We start from the raw sequence: 20,163 nt of genomic DNA, 5'->3' as shown, positions 1-20,163 counted from the left end.
CATGTTGGATCCACTCATCAAGCGGGCCGGCCTTCCCGCTGACGCCTCCCTCGCCCAGGTGGTCGAGGCCGTCCACCGCATCCCCTTCGGACTCCCCGCCGACCGCAGCGCCCACGGCACCCTCGAAGAGTGGCGGGGCACCTGCACCACCAAGCACGACCTGCTGGCCGCCGCCCTGGAACAGGGCTGGCCCGAGACGAAACCGCGCCTGGTGCACCGCGTCCACCTGTGCACACCCGACACCGCCCGCGAGCGCATCGGCGAGGACGCGGCCCAGGCCGTGCCCGAGGACGGGCTGTGGGACGTCCACCGCTACCTGGTCGTCGAGATCGCCGGCGAGCGCGTCGCCCTCGACGTCACCTACCCCTCGACGCCGGGCTGGGACGGCGCCTCCTCGATGCGGGTGGCGGCCGGCGAGGGCGCGGACCACGAGGCCGGCCCCGACGCCGACCGCGAGCTGCGCGTGCTGGAGGCCGCCCACTGCGACCCCCGCTCCCGCGAGCGCTTCATCTCGGCCCTGTCGGCGTCACTGGCCGCGGCCTGAGCGCACCGCCGCCGGCGCGGCGTGCGGCCCGCACCGCCCTGCTCCCGCCGCCCGCGGCCCAGCGCCGAATCCGACCGCTCGGCCCGTACCCGGCGCACCCGGCCCGACCCGTGCCGGCGAGCCCCCACAGCGCCGGGGCCCGGCCGCCCCTGCCCGCCGATCGCCCGTGGTCACCGCTACGGCCGCGCCCGAACCGGCGCCCGCGCCGCGGTGTGCGGGCGCCGATCCCCCTCAGCGCACCGCCGGCCGGGCCGCCGGCGACGACTCGGGTACGCGCACGCCCGAGGGCCGCGGCCCCGACCGGCTCAGCGCCATCGCGGTGACCGCGGCCAGCACGACGGCGCCGCCCGCCCACTGGCTCCAGGCGAGCTCCGCGCCCAGCAGCCCCGCGCCCACGGCCGCCGAGACCAGCGGGAAGGCCAGTTCGGCCAGTGTCGCCCGGCTGGCGGCGGTGCGGCGCAGCCCCCAGTAGTAGAGCGTCAGCGCCAGCAGGCCCGGGATCAGCGCCAGCAGCACCAGCCGCGGCAGCTGTGCCGCACCCACCGCCAGCGCCGCGCCCGAGGACAGGGCGATGACCAGCGCGACAGGCAGGCCGATCGCGAACCGCAGCGCCGTGACGTGCATGAACTCCAGGCGGGCGCCGGCCAGTCGGCCCAGCACGGTGCCGGCCGCCCACAGCAGCGCCGCACCCACCGCCAGCGCCGCGCCCTGGGCGTCGCGCACGCTCACCGCCAGGGGCTCGGGAAAGGCCAGGAACCACGCCCCCGCCAGCGCCGGCAGCGCATACAGCGCGAAGCGCGGCGCCAGCCGCTCGCCCAGCAGCACCACCGCCAGCACGATCGCGAAGACCGGCTGCAGTTTCTGCAGCACCTGGGGCGTGATCGGGTCGCCCACCGTGAAGGCCATGGTGAACAGCGTGGTCGCCAGCGCCGAGGACCCGCCGCCGATCACCGCGACCGCGGCGATCACGGCGGGACCCGCACCGGCCAGCGCGCGCAGCGCCGGAAGCAGCCACGGCAGCAGCAGCGCCACGATGACGGCGTGTTCGTAGAAGACGATGGTGGAGGCCGGCAGCACCTGCGCCAGCGGATCGCGCAGCAGCGCCGACGTGCCCCACAGTCCGGCGGCCAGCGCCACCGCCCACATCCGGTCCGCCCCGCGTGCCTGCACCACGTCGCCGTCCCCTGATTCTCTTTCGTCGCGGTCGTCTCCGCGGCCAACCGTAGCCGCCCCGCCCGAGTCGGCTGCGACCGCCTCCGCGGCACCGCCGCGCCCACCGGCGCGACGGTGCACGCGACACAGCAGAACAGCCCGCCCGCCGCGCCCATTCCCGCGAAACCGCACCGCCGCCGGGGCCGGATCCACGAGGCGCTCCCGGCCGCCGGTGCGGGCAGGAGGGCGGGGCGGTGGCGGCTCCGCACCGCGCACAAGCGCGGCGGCCGCCTCCTTCTCGAAGGGGCGGCCGCCGCGCCGGCGGGTCAGGCCGCCGAGTCGATCACCAGCAGCCGGTCCAGCATGTCCTGGAGCGTGACCAGCCCGGCCAGGCGCCCCTGCTCCTCCACGAGCGCCAGGTGGGTGCGGCTCTCGCGCATGATGCCCAGGGCCGCGTAGATGGGCGTGTCGCCCTCCAGGGTGAGCACCGGCCGCATCAGGTCGGCGGCGGTGGTCTGCGGCGGACTGGTCAGCGCGTCGCGCACATGGAGCACGCCCACGGGCTCGGCGCCCTCGCGCACCACCAGCCGCAGGTGCCCCGACTCCCGGGAGACCCGCTTGACGTCCTCCAGCGTGGCCGTGGGCTCGACCGCCGCCAGCTCCTCGCGCGGCGTGGTGATCTCCCGCAGCGGGCGCGAGTTCACCTCCAGCGCGGTGGCCAGCTGGTCGCGCCGGTCCTCCTCCAGCGCGCCCGTCTTGGCGGAGTGGTCGACGAGCTCGCGCAGGTCCTCGGGCCCGTGCCCGGAGGCGACCTCGTCGACCGCCTGCACGCCCACCCGGTGCAGCGACCGGTTCGCCATTCCGTTGAGCACCACCAGCGCCGGACGCGTCAGCCACATGAACGCGCGCATCGGCAGCGCCAGCAGCGTCGCCGAGCGCTCGGGGTGGGAGATCGCCCAGGACTTGGGCGCCATCTCGCCCACGACCAGGTGCACGAAGGTCACCACGACCAGCGCGACCACGAACGCCACCACCGTCGCCGCCGCATCGGGCAGCCACCCCGTGAACAGCGGGTGCAGCATGTGCTCCACGGCGGGCTTGGTCACGGCGCCCAGCGCCAGAGTGCACAGCGTGATCCCCAGCTGGGAGCCCGCCAGCAGCAGCGACAGGTCGCGCGAGCTCTTCAGCGCGGCCCGCGCCGAAAGGCTGCTCTCGGCGGCCTCCTCCAGCCGGTAGCGGCGGGCCGCCACCAGGGCGAACTCGATCGCCACGAAGAAGGCGCTCAGCGCGATGATGGCGACCGTGACCGCCATCGCCAGCAGCGGGTCCATGTCGCTCATGCGCTCACCTCCCGGTTGTGCTCGGCGTAGTCGCCCTCCGGCCGCTCGCGCAGCTCCAGGCGGACGGTTTCGGGAACGTGCCGGTCGACGGTGCGCACCCCCAGGTCGACGGTGCGCAGCGGCTCGTCGTCGGCGGCGCCGGCGTGGCGGGGCAGGTCGACGCTGACGCTGTCGCCGGGTTCGGGCAGCCGCCGCAGCTCGGCGATCACCAGGCCGCCGATGGTCTCGAAGTCGCCCTCGGGCAGGTCGTGGCCGATCAGCCGCTCCACCTCGTCGACGTGCAGCGCGCCGGGCACCAGCCAGCTGCCGTCCTCGCCCACACGCGCCTCGCCGGCGTCCTCGGGGTCGTGCTCGTCGGCGATCTCGCCCACGAGCTCCTCGGCGATGTCCTCGGTGGTGATGACACCGGCCAGGCCGCCGTACTCGTCGACCACGCAGGCGAACTCCTCGTCGGACTCGCGCAGCCGGCCCAGCACGGCGGGCAGCGGCAGCGATCCGGGCACCAGCACGGCCGAGCGCGCGACGTCGGAGACCGCGACGCTCTCCAGCGCCCGGTCGCCCAGCGCGAGCACGTCGCGCAGGCACACGACGCCGACGATGTCGTCGACCCCGTCGCCCAGCACCGGGAAGCGGGAGTGGCCCGAGGCCATCAGCTCCACCACCCGGCTGACCGGCTCGCCGGCCTCGACCGTGGAGACCTGCGGACGCGGGATCATGGCGTGCTCGGCCGTGCGGTCGTGGAAGTCCAGGGTGCGGTCCAGCAGCGTGGACAGCTCCGCCGGCAGGTCGCCGCTCTCGCGCGACTCCTCGACGATGTACTCCAGATCGCGGGGCGTGGCCGCATGCTGGACGTCCTCGACCGGCGTGATGCGCACCGCGCGCAGCAGCAGCACCGCGGCCTGGTCGAACAGCCAGATCAGCCACCCGAACAGGCGCAGGTACAGGCCGGTGGACAGCGCCAGCCAGCGGGCCACCGGCTCGGGGCGGGCGATGGCCAGGTTCTTGGGGAACAGCTCGCCGAAGACCATCTGCACCACGGTGGAGAACAGCAGTGCGAAGACGGTGCCCACCGCGATACCGGTCCCGGCCGGGACGCCGGCCCAGCCCAGCAGCTCGCCGATGCCCTCGCCCATCATCGGCTCGGCGACATAACCCACCAGCAGACCGGTGACGGTGATGCCGAGCTGGGCGCCGGAGAGCATGAACGAGGTCCGGCCGGTGATGCTCAGTGCGCGCCGCGCGCCGGAGTCGCCCTGGGCGGCGCGGGCCTTGAGGCGGGAGCGGTCCACCGCCATGAAGCCGAACTCCTGGGCGACGAAGTAGCCCGTCGCCGCAGTGATGGCCAGAATCACCAGCGCTCCGAGGAGGGTACTGAGGATGACGCTCATGTCGCACGCACCGCCTCGGAGCGACGGTCTTCGGTGCGCGCGCTACCTGGTGAAGGAGGCTCGTCGGATTCGGGGGAGCAGCGTCCGTCCAGGACGCTGCCGGTACTTCGGGACGGGTCCACGTGTCCTCTCTCGTCTCGTGGGTTCAGTGGTGGATACGAACGCGGAGCTGGAAAAATTCCCCCGATACGCCGTCTCGAACCTCTTGGGCGCCCCGACTTCGAACGCGGCGTTCGCGCGGCGCTGCGGCGCCTTCAGCGGGAGCGGACGGCCTCGGCGGCATCGGGGTCCTCCGCGGCGTCGGGCAGATCGCACCATTCGCGGCGCCGGGTCTCGGCGATGGCGACGGCGGCGGCCACGGCCACGTTCAGCGAGCCGACCCGGCCGATCTGCGGGATGTAGGCGAGGATGTCGGCGCCGTCGAGCAGCGCCGGCGAGCAGCCGTGGTCCTCGGCTCCCACGGCCAGGCAGACGTCGCCCTCCAGCGGTGCCCGGTGCAGGGGCACGGCTCCGCGGGCGAGTTCGACGGCCGCGACGCGGAACCCGGACTCGCGGGCGGCCGCGACGGCCTGCGCGGCGCCGGACACCTTCTCCAGGCGCAGTTTGTGCTCGGTGCCCAGCGCGGTCTTGCCGACCTGCGGGTGGGCGGGGTCGGCGGTGTTGCCGGCCAGCCACACGGTCTCCACCCCGAAAGTGGCGCACGTGCGCAGGATGGAGCCCAGATTGAAGGGCTGGGTGACGGATTCGACGATGAGGCCGATCCGGCCCTCGGTGCGCCTGCGCCAGTGGCGGTTCAGTCGCTTGACGTCAGTGGGGCGCAGCTGCGTGCTCACCTGCGGTGCGTTCCTCGTGTACGGGTTCGTGGGGCCGGTGCGGCCCGGTCGATTCCCACGATAGCGGCATCGGTGCGCGAGGGGCAGGGGAGGCCGGGCGGTGCCGCGGGAAGCGCCGCGTCAGGGGGCGTGGACGCAAAGCACCCGGTAGCCGGCGCGGGATGCGGTGCGCTCGGTCGCCAGTCGCGCTTCCTGCTCCAGCCAGCGGTGCAGCGAGTCGGCGCCCAGATTGCGCTGGACGACCAGATGCGCCCGGCCGCCGGGGGACAGGCGGCTCAGCCAGGTGCGCAGCAGCGCGTGCAGCGCCGGTTTGCCGATGCGGATGGGCGGGTTGGACCAGAGGGCGTCGAAGGGGCCGGTGGCACCGGGCCCCGGAGGCGCAGGGGCGGACGCCGCCGGGGCGGGGGAGCCGTCGGCTTCCACCAATTGAAAATCTACGTTGTAAAGGCCGTTCTCCGCGGCGTTGCGTTGCGCCAGCTCCAGCGCACGCGCGTTGACGTCGACGCCCAGCACCGCCGCGTCGGGCGCCCGGGCGGCCATGGCCAGCGCGATGGGGCCGTAGCCGCAACCCAGGTCGAGCAGGCGCCCGCGGGCGGGGGGAGGGGGGACCGACTCCAGCAGCACGCGGGTGCCCAGGTCCACCCGGTCGGCGGAGAACACGCCGCGGTCGGTCGCCAGGCGCAGGTGCACGTCGGGCAGCACCAGGTCGACCGAGCCTGGGCGGCTGGCCGCGGCGGGATCGGCCGCGAAGTAGTGCTGGGGGCGCCGCCCCTCGCCGCCCGATCCGCTGTCCTGCCCGCGCCGGTCCACGGCGCCTCCCATCGCCACGCGCCCCGCTCGGGGCTGTCCTCGCCGGGGCGCCGCCGGCCGGCCGGACCGCGCCGGATCCGCCCCGCTCGCGCATACGGGCGCACGTTACCAGCGCACACGGCAGGGCCGCGGACCGGGCGCGGGGGCGGGCGCGCGCTCGGTGGACGGATGGAAGGCGGAGGCGGCCTGCGTCACAATCCGACTGGTCGGTAGTGTTGTGTCGCCGAAGCACGGACGAAAGGACGCAGGCTCGTGGGACGTTTTGCCGGAAAAGTCGCCATCATCACGGGAGCCAGCCGCGGTATCGGGCTGGCCACCGCGCAGCGCATCGTGGACGAGGGCGGCAAGGTCGTCATCACCGGACGCAACGCCGAACCGCTGGAGAAGGCGGTCTCGGACCTGGGCGGAGCCGGCACGGCCGTCGGCGTGGCGGGCAAGGCGCACGACGCCGAGCACCGCGAGGCGGTGGTGCAGCGGACCCTTGAGGAGTTCGGCCGCATCGACGTCCTGGTCAACAACACGGGCACCAACCCCGTCTTCGACGCGATCGTCAACGTGGAGCCCGCTGCGATGGCCAAGATCTTCGAGATCAACGTCATCGCCGCGGCCTCGTGGGTCGCCTCGGTCCACCGCGCCTGGATGGCCGAGCACGGCGGCGCGGTCGTCAACGTCGCGTCCCTGGCCGGCCAGCACCCCTCGCCCGGAATCGGGATCTACGGCGCCAGCAAGGCCGCGCTGATCAACCTCACCGAGCAGCTGGCCTACGAGTTGGCCCACGCCCGCATCCGCGTCAACGCCGTCGCTCCGGCCGTGGTCAAGACCAAGTTCGCCGAGGCCCTGTTCGAGGACGAGGAGAAGGCCGCCGCGGGCTATCCGCTGGGCCGCCTGGGCGTGCCCGAGGACGTCGCCGCCGCCATCGCCTACCTCGCCTCCGACGACGCCTCCTGGGTGACCGGCCAGACCCACACCCTCGACGGCGGCCGCACGCTCAGCGCGGGCGTGGAGTAGCCGCGCGGCCGACTCCGCCGCAGGCCCCTGATCGGCATTGAAATCCGCGTTGACCAGGCGGAGGATGGTGGGTAGTCCGCAGAAACCGCTGAGGCGGCCACGAGGGGAGGAGCGATGAGAGCCAAGGTCGGAGACCGCCTCGTCGTCGAGGGTCCCCGCGACGATCTGCACCGCCGCACCGGAGTGGTCACACAGGTGCGCGGCAGCGAGGGCGCACCGCCCTACCAGGTCCGCTGGCTGGACGAGGACTCCGCAACCGAGTCGCTGGTCTATCCCGGACCCGACGCCCACATCGAAGAGGACGCCGCCGAGCGCTGAGCCGCCGGCGGCAGGCACGGGAGGTGGATGACGATGCACACCACGAAGCGGTGGAACATCGACATCCTGCTGTCAGAGGAGACCGAGGGCGACTCCGCCCGCACGTGGGCCGAGGCGGGGCTCGACTCCCACGACGGGATGGGCCTGCGCGGCCGCGGCATGGCCCGCAAGAACCCCGTCGATGACGACGTCCCCGAGATCGGCGACGAGCTGGCGGTGTCGCGGGCGCTGGCCGACCTCTCCCGCCAGCTCCGGCAGGTCGCCGCCGAGGACATCGGCGAGCACACCGGCACGCCGTGGCGGCCGTAGGCCGCGGTTCGGGTCTCGGCCGCGGGCACCCCGCCGGAGGCCTGCCGGCGGGGTGCCCGCGGCCGGGGCGGCGCGTGTGAGATGGCACGCGCTGTGTTCTTGCGCGGGAAGTGCGGCGCGCTTTGAGGCGCGGTCTTCCAGGAACCCTCCGGGTACCCCCCGGGGCGGCCGCCATCGGGGTTGCGGCAATGGGCGCGCCTCGCGTAGCGCGGCCCGCCCGCCGGCCCGCCCGCCGGCCCGCCGCCACCCCAACGGAGACGCTTCGCGTCACTGTTTCCTGGCCGCCGAGCGCACGCGGTTCTTCCCAGGCGGAGCCGCACCACCGGTTGCGGGGCTCCGGTGCAAAGGTGCGCCGTGCGCTCGGCGGCAAGCCGGCTCTGAACAGGTACGTGGCGCGCAGCGCCTCCGTTAGGGGCGGTGGCGGGTGACGGGCGGGATTCGCGCATATAGCCCCATTGCCGCAACCTCCTGTGGTGTCCGCCTCTTAACCGGTCCGGCCGGCGCCGCGCTCCGCACACCCGCTCAAGGCCTCGCTCCGTCGGTCCCGACGGCGCCGCGCCCCGGATGCCCGCGTGGGCGGGCGCCCGGATCGACCCGGGGTTGCGGCGCCTGCACCCCGCGCGGCCGGTTGTGGTCGCGCCGGGCGGTCGGGAAGTTCACTGAGGCGTGATCGTGGTGGGGCAGACTCTGCGACTATGACCACCTCTTCTGGATCGCAGGCGAGGCCGTCCCGAGTGCTGGGCACCGCCGACGCGGTCACCGTCGGTGCGGCGGCGATGATCGGCGCCGGGGTGTTCGCGGTCTTCGCGCCGGCCGCCGACGAAGCCGGGGCGTGGCTGTGGGTGGCGCTGCTGATCGCCGCCGTGGTCGCCTACTGCAACGCCACCTCCTCGGCCCGGCTGGCGGCGCGCCATCCCGAGTCCGGCGGCACCTACGTCTACGGGCGCGAGCGGCTCGGCGAGCTGTGGGGGTATCTGGCGGGCTGGTCCTTCACCGTGGGCAAGGTGGCCTCGTGCGCGGCGATGGCGCTCACCTTCGCCGCCTACGTCGCCCCCGAATGGAGCCGGCCGCTGGCCGTGGCCGCCGTCGTCGCGCTGACCGCGGTGAACTACGCGGGGCTGCGCACGTCCACGGGGCTGGCGCGGCTGCTGCTGGCCGCGGTACTGGCCGTGCTGGCGGCCGTGGCGGCGGTGGGACTGGGGGGCAGCGAGGCCAACCCGGCCCAACTGGCGGTCTCCGGCCACTGGCCGGGCTTCTTCGGGCTGCTGGGCGCGGCCGGCATGCTCTTCTTCGCCTTCGCCGGGTATGCGCGCATCGCCACCCTCGGCGGCGAGGTCCGCGACCCCGCCACGACCATCCCGCGCGCCATAGGCATCACGCTGGCCGGCGTCTTCGCGGTCTATCTGCTGGTGGCCGCCGCCGCGCTGACCGTGCTGGGCCGGGAGCGGCTCGCCGACAGCCGCGCGCCGCTGGCCGACACGGTCGCGGCCGCCGGCTGGCCGCAACTGGTCCCGGTGGTGGGTGCGGGCGCGGCCCTGGCGAGCCTCGGCGCGCTGCTGGCGCTCATCCTGGGCGTGTCGCGGACCGTGGCGGCGATGGCCGCCGACGGCCATCTGCCGCGCTACTTCGCGGCCGTGCACGAGCGCTTCGGCGGGCCGCACCGCGCCGAGGTGCTGGTGGGCGCGCTGGTCTGCCTCGTCGTGCTGGTCGCCGACGTGCGCGGCGCCATCGGGTTCTCGGCCTTCGGCGTGCTGGTCTACTACACCCTCACCAACGCCTCGGCGCTGCGGCTGGGTCCCCAGGAGAACCGCCCTCCGCTGCTGGTCCCGGTCGTGGGCCTGGCCGGATGCGTGGTCCTGGCCTTCAGCCTTCCGCTGAGCTCCGTGGTGGCCGGTGTCGCGGTCGTGGCGGCCGGAGCCGGAGTCTGGGCGCTGCGCCGATTGGTGCTGGAACGCCGCTGAGGGGCCGACCGCCCTTCCGGCGGTAGCGCGCCCGAGTGGCCTGCGCGCCCGCGCCCGCGGGGCGGGCCTACTCCCCGGCGGAGCCGGCCGCCGAAAGCGTGGTGAAGGCCCGCCGGGCCGTGGCCGAGAGCGGGATGCGGGCCAGGTCCGGCGCCTCGAACCAGGCGCAGTCCGCGGTGGACCCGTCGACCTCCACCACCCGCAGCGGCCGGGGATCGGGCACGTGGGCGTGGAAGAACACCCACACGGCGTAGATGTCGGTCTCCGGGCTCTCGGGCCCCGGCGCGCGGGTGCGGCGGTGGGGGGTGACCGCGATGAGCTCGCCGACGCCGCAGCGCTGGTCGGTCTCCTCGGCCACCTCCCGGCGCAGCGCCGCGCGGGCGGTCTCGCCGTGGTCGACTCCGCCGCCGGGCAGGTGCCAGGTGCCGGCGCCGGGGAAGCCGGGAGCGATCAGGGAGAGCAGGATGCGCCCGGCGGGGTCGGTGACCACCCCGTAGGAGGAGAACCGGCGCAGCACGGGCGCGGCGCGCTCGGCCTCCTCCTCGGCCAGGTCGGCCGCCGCCGGAGCGGCGGGCAGGGCGACCGCCGCGCGCACCGGGACCCGGCGCCCGCCGGGTGCGGCGTCCGGCGCCCAGGCCAGGGGAGCGGTGTAGTAGAGCCTGTCGATGTGCAGCTCCACCGGGACGCCGCCGGGCGCTTGGGCCTCGGCGACCTCGCTGCGGACGTCGCAGGGCGCCAGCGGAGCCTCCGCCGGCAGCCCGGCCGCCGCCCGGGCGACCTCGGCGGGATCGTCGCCGAAGCCGATCCGGGCGCCGGCCAGGCGCTCCTCGCCCGGCGGCCGGTCGGCGGGCAGCACCGCGCGCCCGTCGGCGTCGACCAGGGCGAGGTGGGCGGTGGTCCGGCGCGCCCGGCGCGGCGCCGTACCCGCGGCGGTCGGTCCGCTCACAGCCCGGCCGCGTCGGCGGTGCGGCCGGCCGGCGGCTGGGCCGGGAAGGACGCCGGGCGCGCGGACTGCACCATCCGCAGCAGTTCGTCGAGCCCCACGATGGTGGTGACGTCGTGGCCGGCGCCCTCGTTGCGCTCGTGCCGGTCGATCAGCACCGGGTGCAGGCCCGCGGCGACGGCGCCCACCGCGTCGGAGTGCAGCTGGTCGCCGACGTGCCAGGCGTGCTCGGGCGGCACCCCGATGTGCTGGCAGGCGGCCTGGAAGATCCGCGGATCGGGCTTGCCCGCGCCCACGGCGTCGGCGCAGGCGACCGTGGGGAAGAAGCCGGCGATGTCGAGCACGGCGAGCTTGTCGCGCTGCAGCTGCTCGATGCCGTTGGTGATGACGCCCAGGCGCACACCGCCGCGGGCCAGTTCGCCCAGCACCGGGACGACGTCGCGGAACGGGGCCCAGGCCGAGCGGTGGGCGGAGAGGTAGATCCGGTACAGCTCGTCGCAATGTTCGTCGGAGAGCTGGGAGTGGCCCGCCTGGACGGCCAGGGCGCGGATGCGCTCGCGGCGCTGCTCCTCCAGGGTGAGGCGGCCGGCGATGTAGGCGCCGAAGGAGATGTCGGTCTGGACGTCCCACAACCGGCGTGCGGAGGGGAAGTCCGGGTGCCCGAGGCGTTCCATGATCGTCCGCAGGCCCGCCGAGCTGGCGGCGCGGTCGTCGAGCAGGGTGTCGTCGAGGTCGAAGAAGACGGCCTCGGGAGCGGGGGCTGTTGGGGGCATCGTTCCTTTTCCGTCGTCCCAGGGTGAGGGCAACCGCAAATACTGCCACGCTACCGGGCGGCCTGCGCAAACGCGGTAGCGGCCCCGGCGCGGGCGGCACGCGCGCCGCGGTCGAACCGGGGCCGATGGGACCCGGTCGGCCACCGCCCCGGCTCCGCGCTGGCCGGATGCGGCCACGGTGCTCAGGGCACCCGCTGGCCCCACACCATCGACGCCGCGGCGCCCGCGACGGCCAGGACCAGGCCCGCAAGCACGAACCGGGTGACGATCTCGCGCTCGACGGTCTCGCTGCCCAGCGAGGAGCCGATGTCGTCGTAGACGTCGCTCAGCTCCGATTCGGACTGGGCCTCGTAGAAGTGGCCGGAGGTGTCGGCGGCCAGCCGCTCCAGGGCGGCCTTGTCGATGTCGGCCTCCACCGGCTCGCCGTTGATCTCGATGATGGCCGAGCCGGTGCCGAAGGCGATGGTGGAGACGGGAACGCCGATGTCGGAGGCCGCCCGGCCGGCCGCGGTGATGGGGCGCCCGCTGGTGTTCTCACCGTCGGAGAGCAGCACGACGGCGGAGGGCGGCGGGTCCTGCCCCGCCTCCTCGTCGAAGGAGCGGATGGACTGCAGCGAGGTGAACACGCCCTCGCCGATGGCCGTGCCCGGCGACATCTGCAGGTTCTCGATGGAGTCGATGACGGCCTGGTGGTCCTGGGTGGGCGAGGAGATGACGCTCGCGGTCGAGGAGAACGCCACCAGCCCGACGTTGAACCGGTCCGGCAGCGCGTCGACGAACCCGCGCGCGGACTCCTTGGCGGCGGTCAGCCGGTTGGGCTCGACGTCGTTGGCGGCCATCGAGGGCGACACGTCGATGGCGACCATGATCGTGGCGCGCTCCCGCGGGACCTCCACGGGCATCGCCGGCCGGGCCATGGCGCCGATCAGCACTCCCACGGCGAGGAAGAACAGCGCGGCTCCGATGTGGCGCGGCCAGCCGGCGCGCCGGGGGGCCACCCGGTCCAGCAGTGCGAGGTTGGTGAATCGCAGCGTGTTCTCGCGGCGGCGCAGCTGCAGCACGACGTAGGCGGCGACGAGCGCGCCCAGGACGAGCAGCAGCCACAACCAGCCTGGTGATTGGAAGGTCACCGGGTCGTCCTTTCCGCGTGCGTACGCCTGGTCGCGCGCCCGGGGGCGCTGTCGGGTGGCCGGAGCGCGGTGCCTGCGGCCGCGCGCCGGACAGTGAGGATCAGCGTGGGACGGCGGGTGTGTGGCGGGCCAGTCGGTGGGCGGTGCGGCGCTGCTCGATGACGAAGCGCGCCATGTCGGCGATCCAGTCGCGGTCGGTGCGCAGTGTGAGGTGGGGGACCCCGCAGCGGCGCAGGGCCGCCTGCACGGCCGCGCGCTGGGCCTGGGCGGCCCACTGGTAGTCGCGCCGGACGCGCTGGGTGAGGCGGACCTCCCGGGCGCGGCCGGATTCGGGATCCTGCATCGTGACCAATCCTATGTCGGGAAGGTCGAGCTCACGGGGGTCGAGGACCTCGACCGCCAGGACCTGGTGGCGGGTGGCCATGCTGCGCAGCGCGCGCTCCCAGGGCGCCGGGGACTCCGCCGATGCGGCTTCGGGCGGGGTGTCCAGGAAGTCGGAGATGACCACGCGCAGGCCGCGGCGGCTGCGGGTGCGGGCCATGTCGTCCAGCGCGTCGGCGAGGGTGGCGCCGCGGGCCTCGGCGGTGTCGCCCTCGGGCGCGGCCGCGACCGTGGACAGCAGCGACAGCAGCGCCGCCTTGCCCGAGCGGGCCGGCCAGCGGCGGATCCGCCCCCGGTGCAGGAAGTGGGCTCCGAAGCGGTCGCCCACCCGCTGGGTGAGCACGGTGACGGCGGCCAGCGCTCCGATGGCGACCTCGCGCTTGGGCTCCAGGGCGGTGCCGAAGTCCATGCTGGCCGAGAGGTCCAGCAGGGTCCAGCTCTCCAGTTCGCGGTCGGCGACCAGGTCGCGGACGTGGGGCACGGTGGTGCGCGCGGTCACCGACCAGTCCATCAGCCGCACGTCGTCCTCGCCGGGCTGGTAGGCCCGCGCCTCGGCGGGCTCGCTGCCGGGTCCGGACCGCAGCCCCAGGTGCTCGCCGTGCAGCAGCCCTTCGAGCCGGCGGACGATGCGCAGGTCGAGCCGGTGCAGGGCCTCGTGCATCCGCGGGTCGAACCCGGGGGCGATGGGGCGCTGGGGCATCGCTCGGCCCTACCCCGCGGCCATGGCGGCGTGCTCGCCGCCGGGCGGGTCGTCCCAGATGACGCGGGGCGGCGGCACCGCGGCCAGCACCCGGTCGACGATCTGGGTGGTGGTGACGCCGTCGGCCAGCGCGTCGAAGGTGAGCACCAGCCGGTGGGCCATGACGTCGCGCGCCAGCCCCCGCACGTCCTCGGGCAGCACGTAGTCGCGGCCGCGGATGAGGGCCAGGGCGCGCGCGGCGGCGACCAGGCCCAGGCTCGCCCGCGGGCTGGCGCCGACCTCCAGCACCCGGCGGAGTTCGGGCGCCCCGTAGTTCTCGGGCTCGCGGGTGGCCATGACCAGCCGCACCACGTAGTCGGCGATGAGCTGGTGGACGTGCACCCGCTCGGCGTCGCGCTGCAGCTCCTTGAGCGTGACCGGGTCGAGCACCTGGTGGGGCTCGGGCGGGCGGGCGCTCATCCGCCGCAGGATCTCCATCTCCTCGTGGGCGCGGGGGTGGTCCACCACGACCTTCATCAGGAACCGGTCGCGCTGGGCTTCGGGCAGCGGGTAGACGCCCTCGGACTCCACGGGGTTCTGGGTGGCGATGACGATGAAGGGGTCGGGCAGCGGGTAGGTGGTGCCGCCCAGTGAGACCTGCTTCTCGGCCATGACCTCCAGCAGCGAGGACTGCACCTTGGCGGGCGCGCGGTTGATCTCGTCGGCGAGCACGAAGTTGGCGAAGACCGGGCCCAGCTCCACGTCGAACTGCTCGGTGGAGGGGTGGTAGATGCGGGTGCCCACGATGTCGGAGGGCACCAGGTCGGGGGTGAACTGCACGCGTGCGAACGAACCGCCGGTGACCTTGGCCAGGGTGGAGACCGCCAGTGTCTTGGCGATGCCGGGCACGCCCTCCAGCAGGCAGTGGCCGCGCGCGATGAGCGCCACCATGCTGCGTTCGACCATCTGGTCCTGGCCGACGATGACGGTCGAGACCTCCTGCAGGGCGGCGCGCAGCAGGCGCGTGGGCTCGCCGGTGGCGGCGCCGCGGGTGCTGGGTGCGGCCTCGTCGCCGTGCCCGCCCGGGAGATCGGATTCGGCCATGCCACCAGCCTTTCCACAGCGCCGCGGTCGCCGCGGCGCGCCGCCGGGTACGTGTACGTTGAAGGTCACGCAACGGCGATGCTACCCGCTGCGGCGGTGAGGAACCGGTCGTCTCGGGGCATTGGTGCGAATGCGACCTGTGAGGTGCCGAGGGGGAGGAGGCCCGGGGTGCCCCTGCACGAGGAGGATCCGCGCCAGCTGGGGCCGTTCCGGCTCAGCGACCGGGTCGGCTCCAGCGCCGAGGGCGTCGTCTACCTCGCCCGCGACTCCCGCGGCCGCCGGGTCAGCGTGGCCATGCTCAGCGCGGGAGCGGCCGCTGACCCCGCCGCGCGCGACCGCTTCGCCGCCGCGGTGCGCGGCGGCAGGGGCGTGGAGGATCCGCCCCCGGTGCTGGCCTCCAGCCTCTCCAGCCCGGCCGCCTCGTGGGTGGCCGTGCGCCGGCGCGGGTCGCGGGGGGCCGAGGCCTATCTGGAGCCGGTGGCGGCGGCGGACCCGCATTCGGCCGGTGCGGGCCGAGGCCCCTCCTACGCCCCCTACTGGGCCGGGCAGGCGGCCGGCGCCGCCCCGGCCGCGGCCGCCTGGTCGTGGGCCTCGGTGGGTCTGCGGCGCGGCCACGGCGCGCCGGGCGCCGCCGGCTGGCCGGTGATCGTCGCGCTGCTGATCGCCCTGCTGCTGTTCGCGGTACTGGTGGTGGCCCTGTTCCTGCTGCTGCAGAACTTCACGATGCAGGCCGGCGCTCCGCCGTCCCCGCCGCCCTCGGGCCACGGATCCTCGCCGGGGCCCGGTTCGGGCTCGCCGAGCCCGCAGCCCAGCGGCGAGTCCGAGGGCCCGCAGGCCCCCGCCACCGGGCGGCCCAGTCCGGCTCCGTCGCCCAGCGCGGTGCCCAGCGTCGACGTCGACGAGGACGACTACCCGCCGGGCGAAATCCCCACCGATCCCCAGGACCAGGCCTGAGCCTGCGGCGCCGGGGCGATCGGGCCCTGTCGGCGCGGCGGCCGAACCAAGATAATCTACGCTGTAAAGGCGGCTGTTCAATACAACTGAAATCGCTTCTGTGTGATTGCTCGGCAGACCGGCGCGGTAGGACCCTCACCGCAAGCAGACCTCCGCTTACACCGAGGAGCCGACCCATGGCGCAGCTCACCCAGGACCAGATCACCGAGGGCCTTGCCCGGCTCGACGGCTGGGAGCAGGAGCGCGAGGGCAGCGCGATCCGGCGCACCGTGGAGATGCCCGACTTCATGAGCGGCATCCACCTGGTGACCTCCATCGCCCATGCGGCCGAGGAGGCCGGGCACCACCCCGACATCGACATCCGCTACAACCGGATCACCTTCCACCAGACCACCCATTCCTCGGGAGGTCTGACCGAGGCCGACATGGAGCTGGCCGCGCGCATCGACGAGCTGGTCTCCGACGCCCTGGCCCGGAGCTGACCGGAGCGCCGCCGCGCCCGCCGGGGGCTCAGGCCCGCGACGGCCCCAGCCGCGAGCGCCGTATCTTGCCCGAAGGGCTGCGCGGCAGCTCGTCGGCGAAGGTGATCCGGCGCGGGTAGGCGTGGGTGGCGAACCGCGTGCGCACGATCTCGCGCAGGTCCTCGGCGAGCCCGTCGTCGCCGGTGAAGCCCTCGCGCAGGACGACCGTGGCGGCCACCAGCTGGCCGTGCAGGTCGTCGGGCACGCCGTAGACGGCCGCCTCCTGCACCGCCGGGTGCTCCAGCAGCGCCGTCTCCACGTCGAAGGGCCCGATGCGGTAGCCCGAGGTCAGGATGGCGTCGTCGTCGCGCGAGGAGAAGTACAGTCGGCCCTCGCGGTCGCGGGTGCCGGTGTCGCCGGTGAGGTACCAGCGGCCGTCGGGGGTGAAGCGCGCCGCGGTGGCGGTGGGCGCGTCGTGGTAGCCGGTGAACCACATCAGCGGGCTGGCCTTGACGTCCACGGCGATCCGGCCGAAGGCGCCGGGCGGGGCCTCCTCGTCGGCGACGGGCTCCAGCACGGTGGCGCGCCATCCGGGCAGCGCGGCGCCCAGCGAGTCGGTGCGGGGCTCGTCGGCGAGGTCGGGGTGGCCCGGATGCCCCACGCACATGCCCAGCTCCGTCTGGCCGTAGTGGTCGCGCACGGGGACGCCGAACACGTCGCGCGCCCACTCCAGCACGTCGGGGCCCAGCGGTTCGCCCGCGCTGGAGAGGCGGCGCACGGCGATCTCCGGCGGCAGGGTCTTCAGGGTCGCGCGCAGCGACCGGTACACCGTCGGCGCGGCGGCCAGGTTGGTGACCTGGTGGAGGGCCAGCACGTCCAGGACCAGTTCGGGGTCGAAGCCGGCCTGCACGTGCAGGGTGCGGTGCCCGGCCAGCAGGGGCGCGATCAGGCCGTGGTAGAGGCCGTAGGCGCCGCTGGGGTCGGCGGTGTTCCAGAAGACGTCGTCGTCTGCGACGTCGAGCCCGTAGTGGTGGTAGGCGTGGAAGGCCGCCAGGGCGCGCACGGGCACGGGGATGCGTTTGGCGGGCCCGGCGCTGCCGGCGGTGTGCATGAGCACGAAGGGGGCGCCGCCGCCCACAGCCGCCGCCTCGGCCGGTGCGCCGGCGCCCGGATCGGCCAGGTCGTCGAGGGTGCGGTCGCCCTCGCGCAGCGGCGCGTGGCCGGTCGTGGCCACTCGCCACGGCGGCTCGGCGGGCAGGTCTGGGCCGGGGTCGAGCTTGGCGCGCTGGTCGTCGTCGCAGACGACGAGCCTGGTGGCCGGGGTGAGGCGGTGGGCGATCGCCGAGGGGGCGAAGGCGGTCAGCAGGGGTATGTGCACCGCTCCGATGCGCCAGGCGGCCAGCGCCGTCGCGGCGAGGTCGGTGCCCCCGCCTACCAGGGTGGCCACGTGGTCTCCGGGGCCTACCCCCAGGGCGGCCATGCCGGCGGCCAGGGCCGCGGAGCGGTCGGCGAGCTCGCCGTAGGTGGTGTCCCGCGCCGCGAGGTCGGGGCCGATCTCGGTGAGGGCGACGGCCTGGCGCGGGTGGCGGTCGCAGAGGAGTTCGGCCACCGATGCGGTGGAGGAGTCGTAGGTGGCGAGCCAGTCGCGTACCTGCTGCGCCGGTTCGGGCATCGGTGGTCGTCCCCTTGTCCGGTGATGGGTTGGCGGGTCGGGTTTCCCGTATCAGACTATGTCCCCTGCTGTGACGCGCGTCCCAGAGTCCGGGGGTGGGAAACCGAGTGGTGCGGGCGGGGCGCGGCGGGGATGATGGGGGGATGGACGCTGACGAGGCGGCGCGGCGGCTGGGTCTGGACGCGGCGGCGCGCGCCTGGCTCGCCGAGGCGGCGGAGCTGGAGGTGCCGGCGGGCGTGCCCGCGGTCCCGCCGGTGGCGGGGGCGCGCACGGCGCTGGCGCCGCTGGGGCTGGCGCGGGCCGATGAGGACGAGCTCGTGGGTCTGTGGCCCGACGGAGACTGGCCCGAGGCGCTGATGTGGGTGGTCGAGCGCATGTGCGCGCGCCTGGCCGCCGATCTGGCCCGGGGGTGCGAGCGGTGGCGCGAGTGGCCGGTGCTGGTGCACCACGCGGACGCGCGGGTGCGCTGTGCCGTGCTGGTGGCGCTGGCGGCCGCGGTGCCGCTGGTGCTGGCCGAGCACGCCCGCCGGGGCGTGCCGGCCGCGGTGAGCGCGGCGACGCTTGCCGACACCGGGCGCCATGTGGCCCAGACCCGCGCGATGTTCGCGCGGCTGGGGCTGGAGACCGCCACGTGGATGGCGCTGCACTTCCGCTGCGGCCTGTTTGAGCTGGGACGGCTGCAGTACGAGCCCAACCGGGCGGGGCCCGAGGGCGCGGTGTGCTGGTACGGGCGCGAGGAGGCCGCGGCGCTGGGGTCGGAACTGGCGTGGGGTGCGCCGGTCCTGCGGCTGCACATCCCGGCGGAGGGGCCGCTGGATCCGGGCGGGGTGGAGGAGTCGCTGGCGCGGGCGCGGGGGTTCTTCGCCGGGTGTTGGGGTGTCGACTACCCGGTGGCGTCCTGCTCGTCGTGGCTGCTGGATCCCCAGTTGGCGGAGTATCTGCCGGAGTCGGCGAACATCGTGGCGTTTCAGCGGCGGTTCGCGCTGGTGGGGGAGGGGGTGCCGGGGGATGCGGACGTGTTCCGGTTCGTCTTCGGCATGCCCGGGGTGGATGTCGAGCGGGCGCCGCGGCGGACCCGGTTGGAGAAGGCCGCGGTGGAGCATCTGCGGGCGGGCCGGCATTGGCGCGTGCGCACGGGGTGGCTGCGGCTGGGCTGAGGCGGCTGCGGGCGGTCTGCCTGCGGTGGCCGGTCGGGCGGGGTGCGCCGCTGCCGCGGGGGGCTCACCGTGCCGGGGGTGGGGAGTCGTCGGGGTCGTCGCCGGCGCTCCAGCCGGAGGTCTTGATGCGGCCGGCGCCGGCGCATTCGCGGCAGCGCCGGGGAACCACCATCTCGCCGGTGAGGTCGCTGCCGGAGTAACCGACGACGCAGACGCGCAGTCCGCTGCCCTGGCATGCCTGGCACACGATCATCAAGTCCATCCCCGCAGCATAGGCGGGGGCGCGGGGTGCGGTCAGCCGGCCGGCCGCTCCAGCAGGCCGAGCGCTTCCAGCAGGTCGGCGATGCGCTGCTCGCCGTGTTCGATGACCGGCGCGTACTCGGTGACGGCCACGCCGGCGATGCGGTGGTGGGCGGCGACGGCGGCCAGGGCGCGGGCGACGGCGGCCACGCCGGGGCCGCCGGGGGTGGGTACGGCGACGGCGGGCATCTCCAGGGGTTCGCACACGTCCAGGTCCAGGTGGATGTAGGCGGGCGAGCCGGCGCGGCGGCCGGCGGTGAGGTGGTCGGGCGCGTCGGCCAGGCGGGCGGGTTCCACGGCGGTGACGGCGTTGGCGGAGATGTAGGACCGCTCGGGCGGGTCGAGGTCGCGGACGCCGGCGAGCACGATCTGATCGGGGCGCAGTGCGGGGCCGGCCGGGTCGGTCAGGTCGGGGTGGCCTTCGCCCAGCAGGGTTCTGAGCGCCATGCCGTGGGCCAGGCCGCTGGGGGACTGGGCGGGGGTGTTGAGGTCGCCGTGGGCGTCGACCCAGTAGACCGTGAGGTCGGGGTGGCGGCGGGTGAGGTGCTGGGCCGCGGCGAGGTCGCAGGCGCAGTCGCCGCCGAGGGTGAGGATGCGCGAGGGGTTGCGGTGGTCGAGGCGTTGGCGCATGCGCCGGGTGGTCTGGGCGAGGGTGTCGAGGTTGCGGACGCCGTCGCGGGCGCGGCGCGGCCCTTCGGAGACGGCGATGTGCAGGCGTTCGGCGTGGGTGGGCACCAGGCGGGCGAGCGCGCCGGCTCCGGCGGCCACGCGCACGTCGTCCCCGCCCTGCCAGAGGGGGACCACGAGATCGACGTCGCGCTGCCAGATCATGGGTTCACCCTAGGGTCGCGGCGGGGCGGGTGCGGGGGGAAACCGGGGGCGGGTGCGGCCGGCAGCGGCCAGGGGTCGGGGTAAACCGGTCGGTGTCGGCGTGTCGGGGTGTCGG

The 20,163-nt window shown here is 74.9% G+C and carries 21 protein-coding genes; 8 read left to right on the top strand and 13 right to left on the bottom strand.

Translation table 11 applies throughout. From position 1 onward, the window contains the following. Position 1 precedes the first annotated feature (1 nt). Positions 2 to 544: a hypothetical protein gene (locus tag FZ103_RS05830; protein ID WP_155999385.1), complete on the top strand. Its 543-nt coding sequence runs from the start codon at positions 2 to 4 to the stop codon at positions 542 to 544. A 231-nt stretch (positions 545 to 775) separates the two neighbouring features. Here FZ103_RS05830 and FZ103_RS05825 read toward each other — a convergent pair whose 3' ends face one another. The 5 genes from FZ103_RS05825 to FZ103_RS05805 form a co-directional block, all read right to left on the bottom strand. Next, a complete protein-coding gene (locus FZ103_RS05825) occupies positions 776 to 1,717 on the bottom strand; it encodes an EamA family transporter (protein ID WP_343233401.1) in 942 nt (313 codons plus the stop codon). Between the two features lie 305 nt (positions 1,718 to 2,022). Beyond that, positions 2,023 to 3,036 (bottom strand): hemolysin family protein, encoded by a 1,014-nt coding sequence (locus FZ103_RS05820; protein WP_155999384.1) that lies wholly within the window; start codon positions 3,034 to 3,036, stop codon positions 2,023 to 2,025. Next, positions 3,033 to 4,424: a hemolysin family protein gene (locus FZ103_RS05815; protein WP_155999383.1), complete on the bottom strand. Its 1,392-nt coding sequence runs from the start codon at positions 4,422 to 4,424 to the stop codon at positions 3,033 to 3,035. The genes FZ103_RS05820 and FZ103_RS05815 overlap by 4 nt, the downstream gene beginning before the upstream one ends. Positions 4,425 to 4,678: 254 nt before the next feature. After that, positions 4,679 to 5,257, bottom strand: a complete 579-nt coding sequence (locus FZ103_RS05810) for a TrmH family RNA methyltransferase (protein WP_186355866.1) — start codon at positions 5,255 to 5,257, stop codon at positions 4,679 to 4,681. A 120-nt stretch (positions 5,258 to 5,377) separates the two neighbouring features. Beyond that, a complete protein-coding gene (locus FZ103_RS05805) occupies positions 5,378 to 6,067 on the bottom strand; it encodes a methyltransferase (protein ID WP_343233400.1) in 690 nt (229 codons plus the stop codon). 252 nt (positions 6,068 to 6,319) lie between these two features. Between FZ103_RS05805 and FZ103_RS05800 the strand changes: the two genes are divergently transcribed. From FZ103_RS05800 to FZ103_RS05790, 4 genes are all read left to right on the top strand, one after another. Next, positions 6,320 to 7,075 carry an SDR family oxidoreductase gene (locus FZ103_RS05800; protein WP_186355865.1) on the top strand — a complete coding sequence of 252 codons (756 nt, stop codon included), beginning with the start codon at positions 6,320 to 6,322 and terminating at the stop codon, positions 7,073 to 7,075. A gap of 114 nt (positions 7,076 to 7,189) precedes the next feature. Beyond that, on the top strand, positions 7,190 to 7,393 hold the full coding sequence (locus FZ103_RS25355) for a DUF1918 domain-containing protein (protein WP_255429775.1): 204 nt from the start codon (positions 7,190 to 7,192) through the stop codon (positions 7,391 to 7,393). A 33-nt stretch (positions 7,394 to 7,426) separates the two neighbouring features. Next, the gene (locus FZ103_RS25350) at positions 7,427 to 7,702 is read left to right on the top strand and encodes a DUF1876 domain-containing protein (protein WP_255429774.1); all 276 of its coding nucleotides are present in this window, start codon (positions 7,427 to 7,429) and stop codon (positions 7,700 to 7,702) included. Between the two features lie 695 nt (positions 7,703 to 8,397). Beyond that, entirely contained in the window at positions 8,398 to 9,663 is a 1,266-nt protein-coding gene (locus FZ103_RS05790; protein WP_155999380.1) for an APC family permease, read from the top strand. A gap of 67 nt (positions 9,664 to 9,730) precedes the next feature. Here FZ103_RS05790 and FZ103_RS25850 read toward each other — a convergent pair whose 3' ends face one another. The 5 genes from FZ103_RS25850 to FZ103_RS05765 form a co-directional block, all read right to left on the bottom strand. Further along, entirely contained in the window at positions 9,731 to 10,609 is an 879-nt protein-coding gene (locus FZ103_RS25850) for an NUDIX domain-containing protein (protein WP_343233399.1), read from the bottom strand. Further along, a complete protein-coding gene (locus FZ103_RS05780) occupies positions 10,606 to 11,379 on the bottom strand; it encodes an HAD family hydrolase (protein ID WP_155999379.1) in 774 nt (257 codons plus the stop codon). Before FZ103_RS05780 ends, FZ103_RS25850 begins: the two co-directional genes overlap by 4 nt. Before the next feature lie 182 nt (positions 11,380 to 11,561). Next, positions 11,562 to 12,509, bottom strand: coding sequence for a VWA domain-containing protein (locus tag FZ103_RS05775; protein WP_186355864.1), 948 nt, complete (start codon positions 12,507 to 12,509; stop codon positions 11,562 to 11,564). A gap of 100 nt (positions 12,510 to 12,609) precedes the next feature. Beyond that, entirely contained in the window at positions 12,610 to 13,590 is a 981-nt protein-coding gene (locus FZ103_RS05770) for a DUF58 domain-containing protein (RefSeq protein ID WP_155999378.1), read from the bottom strand. Positions 13,591 to 13,599: 9 nt separating this feature from the next. After that, positions 13,600 to 14,673 carry a MoxR family ATPase gene (locus FZ103_RS05765; RefSeq protein WP_155999377.1) on the bottom strand — a complete coding sequence of 358 codons (1,074 nt, stop codon included), beginning with the start codon at positions 14,671 to 14,673 and terminating at the stop codon, positions 13,600 to 13,602. Between the two features lie 168 nt (positions 14,674 to 14,841). On the opposite strand from FZ103_RS05765, the gene FZ103_RS05760 reads away from it, so the two are divergent. Together FZ103_RS05760 and FZ103_RS05755 are read left to right on the top strand one after the other, a co-directional pair. Continuing rightward, positions 14,842 to 15,627 carry a hypothetical protein gene (locus FZ103_RS05760; protein WP_186355863.1) on the top strand — a complete coding sequence of 262 codons (786 nt, stop codon included), beginning with the start codon at positions 14,842 to 14,844 and terminating at the stop codon, positions 15,625 to 15,627. Positions 15,628 to 15,803: 176 nt separating this feature from the next. Further along, the gene (locus FZ103_RS05755) at positions 15,804 to 16,109 is read left to right on the top strand and encodes a 4a-hydroxytetrahydrobiopterin dehydratase (protein WP_155999376.1); all 306 of its coding nucleotides are present in this window, start codon (positions 15,804 to 15,806) and stop codon (positions 16,107 to 16,109) included. 28 nt (positions 16,110 to 16,137) lie between these two features. Here the strand turns inward: FZ103_RS05755 and FZ103_RS05750 are convergent, their stop codons facing one another. Beyond that, a complete protein-coding gene (locus FZ103_RS05750; protein WP_155999375.1) occupies positions 16,138 to 17,760 on the bottom strand; it encodes an AMP-binding protein in 1,623 nt (540 codons plus the stop codon). Positions 17,761 to 17,903: 143 nt separating this feature from the next. Between FZ103_RS05750 and FZ103_RS05745 the strand changes: the two genes are divergently transcribed. Continuing rightward, entirely contained in the window at positions 17,904 to 18,917 is a 1,014-nt protein-coding gene (locus tag FZ103_RS05745) for an acyltransferase domain-containing protein (RefSeq protein ID WP_155999374.1), read from the top strand. A 64-nt stretch (positions 18,918 to 18,981) separates the two neighbouring features. Here FZ103_RS05745 and FZ103_RS05740 read toward each other — a convergent pair whose 3' ends face one another. Both FZ103_RS05740 and FZ103_RS05735 read right to left on the bottom strand, forming a co-directional pair. Next, positions 18,982 to 19,179, bottom strand: coding sequence for a hypothetical protein (locus FZ103_RS05740; RefSeq protein WP_155999373.1), 198 nt, complete (start codon positions 19,177 to 19,179; stop codon positions 18,982 to 18,984). Between the two features lie 32 nt (positions 19,180 to 19,211). Continuing rightward, entirely contained in the window at positions 19,212 to 20,048 is an 837-nt protein-coding gene (locus tag FZ103_RS05735) for an arginase family protein (RefSeq protein WP_155999372.1), read from the bottom strand. Between the last annotated feature and the right edge of the window lie 115 nt (positions 20,049 to 20,163).

The sequence above is a fragment of the Streptomonospora sp. PA3 genome (genome assembly GCF_009728995.1).
Classification (GTDB): domain Bacteria; phylum Actinomycetota; class Actinomycetes; order Streptosporangiales; family Streptosporangiaceae; genus Streptomonospora.
Note: the sequence above shows the minus strand (reverse complement) of the source record. Positions and strands in the feature narration are given on the sequence as shown.

Bases quoted from the DNA above. Each gene is read 5' to 3' on its own strand.
- FZ103_RS05750 (WP_155999375.1), bottom strand. From the start codon at position 17,760: ATGCCCGAACCGGCGCAGCAGGTACGCGACTGGCTCGCCACCTACGAC.
- FZ103_RS05755 (WP_155999376.1), top strand. From the start codon at position 15,804: ATGGCGCAGCTCACCCAGGACCAGATCACCGAGGGCCTTGCCCGGCTC.
- FZ103_RS05735 (WP_155999372.1), bottom strand. From the start codon at position 20,048: ATGATCTGGCAGCGCGACGTCGATCTCGTGGTCCCCCTCTGGCAGGGC.
- FZ103_RS25350 (WP_255429774.1), top strand. From the start codon at position 7,427: ATGCACACCACGAAGCGGTGGAACATCGACATCCTGCTGTCAGAGGAG.
- FZ103_RS25355 (WP_255429775.1), top strand. From the start codon at position 7,190: ATGAGAGCCAAGGTCGGAGACCGCCTCGTCGTCGAGGGTCCCCGCGAC.
- FZ103_RS05740 (WP_155999373.1), bottom strand. From the start codon at position 19,179: ATGGACTTGATGATCGTGTGCCAGGCATGCCAGGGCAGCGGACTGCGC.
- FZ103_RS05765 (WP_155999377.1), bottom strand. From the start codon at position 14,673: ATGGCCGAATCCGATCTCCCGGGCGGGCACGGCGACGAGGCCGCACCC.
- FZ103_RS05790 (WP_155999380.1), top strand. From the start codon at position 8,398: ATGACCACCTCTTCTGGATCGCAGGCGAGGCCGTCCCGAGTGCTGGGC.
- FZ103_RS05745 (WP_155999374.1), top strand. From the start codon at position 17,904: ATGGACGCTGACGAGGCGGCGCGGCGGCTGGGTCTGGACGCGGCGGCG.
- FZ103_RS05780 (WP_155999379.1), bottom strand. From the start codon at position 11,379: ATGCCCCCAACAGCCCCCGCTCCCGAGGCCGTCTTCTTCGACCTCGAC.
- FZ103_RS05815 (WP_155999383.1), bottom strand. From the start codon at position 4,424: ATGAGCGTCATCCTCAGTACCCTCCTCGGAGCGCTGGTGATTCTGGCC.
- FZ103_RS05770 (WP_155999378.1), bottom strand. From the start codon at position 13,590: ATGCCCCAGCGCCCCATCGCCCCCGGGTTCGACCCGCGGATGCACGAG.
- FZ103_RS05830 (WP_155999385.1), top strand. From the start codon at position 2: ATGTTGGATCCACTCATCAAGCGGGCCGGCCTTCCCGCTGACGCCTCC.
- FZ103_RS05820 (WP_155999384.1), bottom strand. From the start codon at position 3,036: ATGAGCGACATGGACCCGCTGCTGGCGATGGCGGTCACGGTCGCCATC.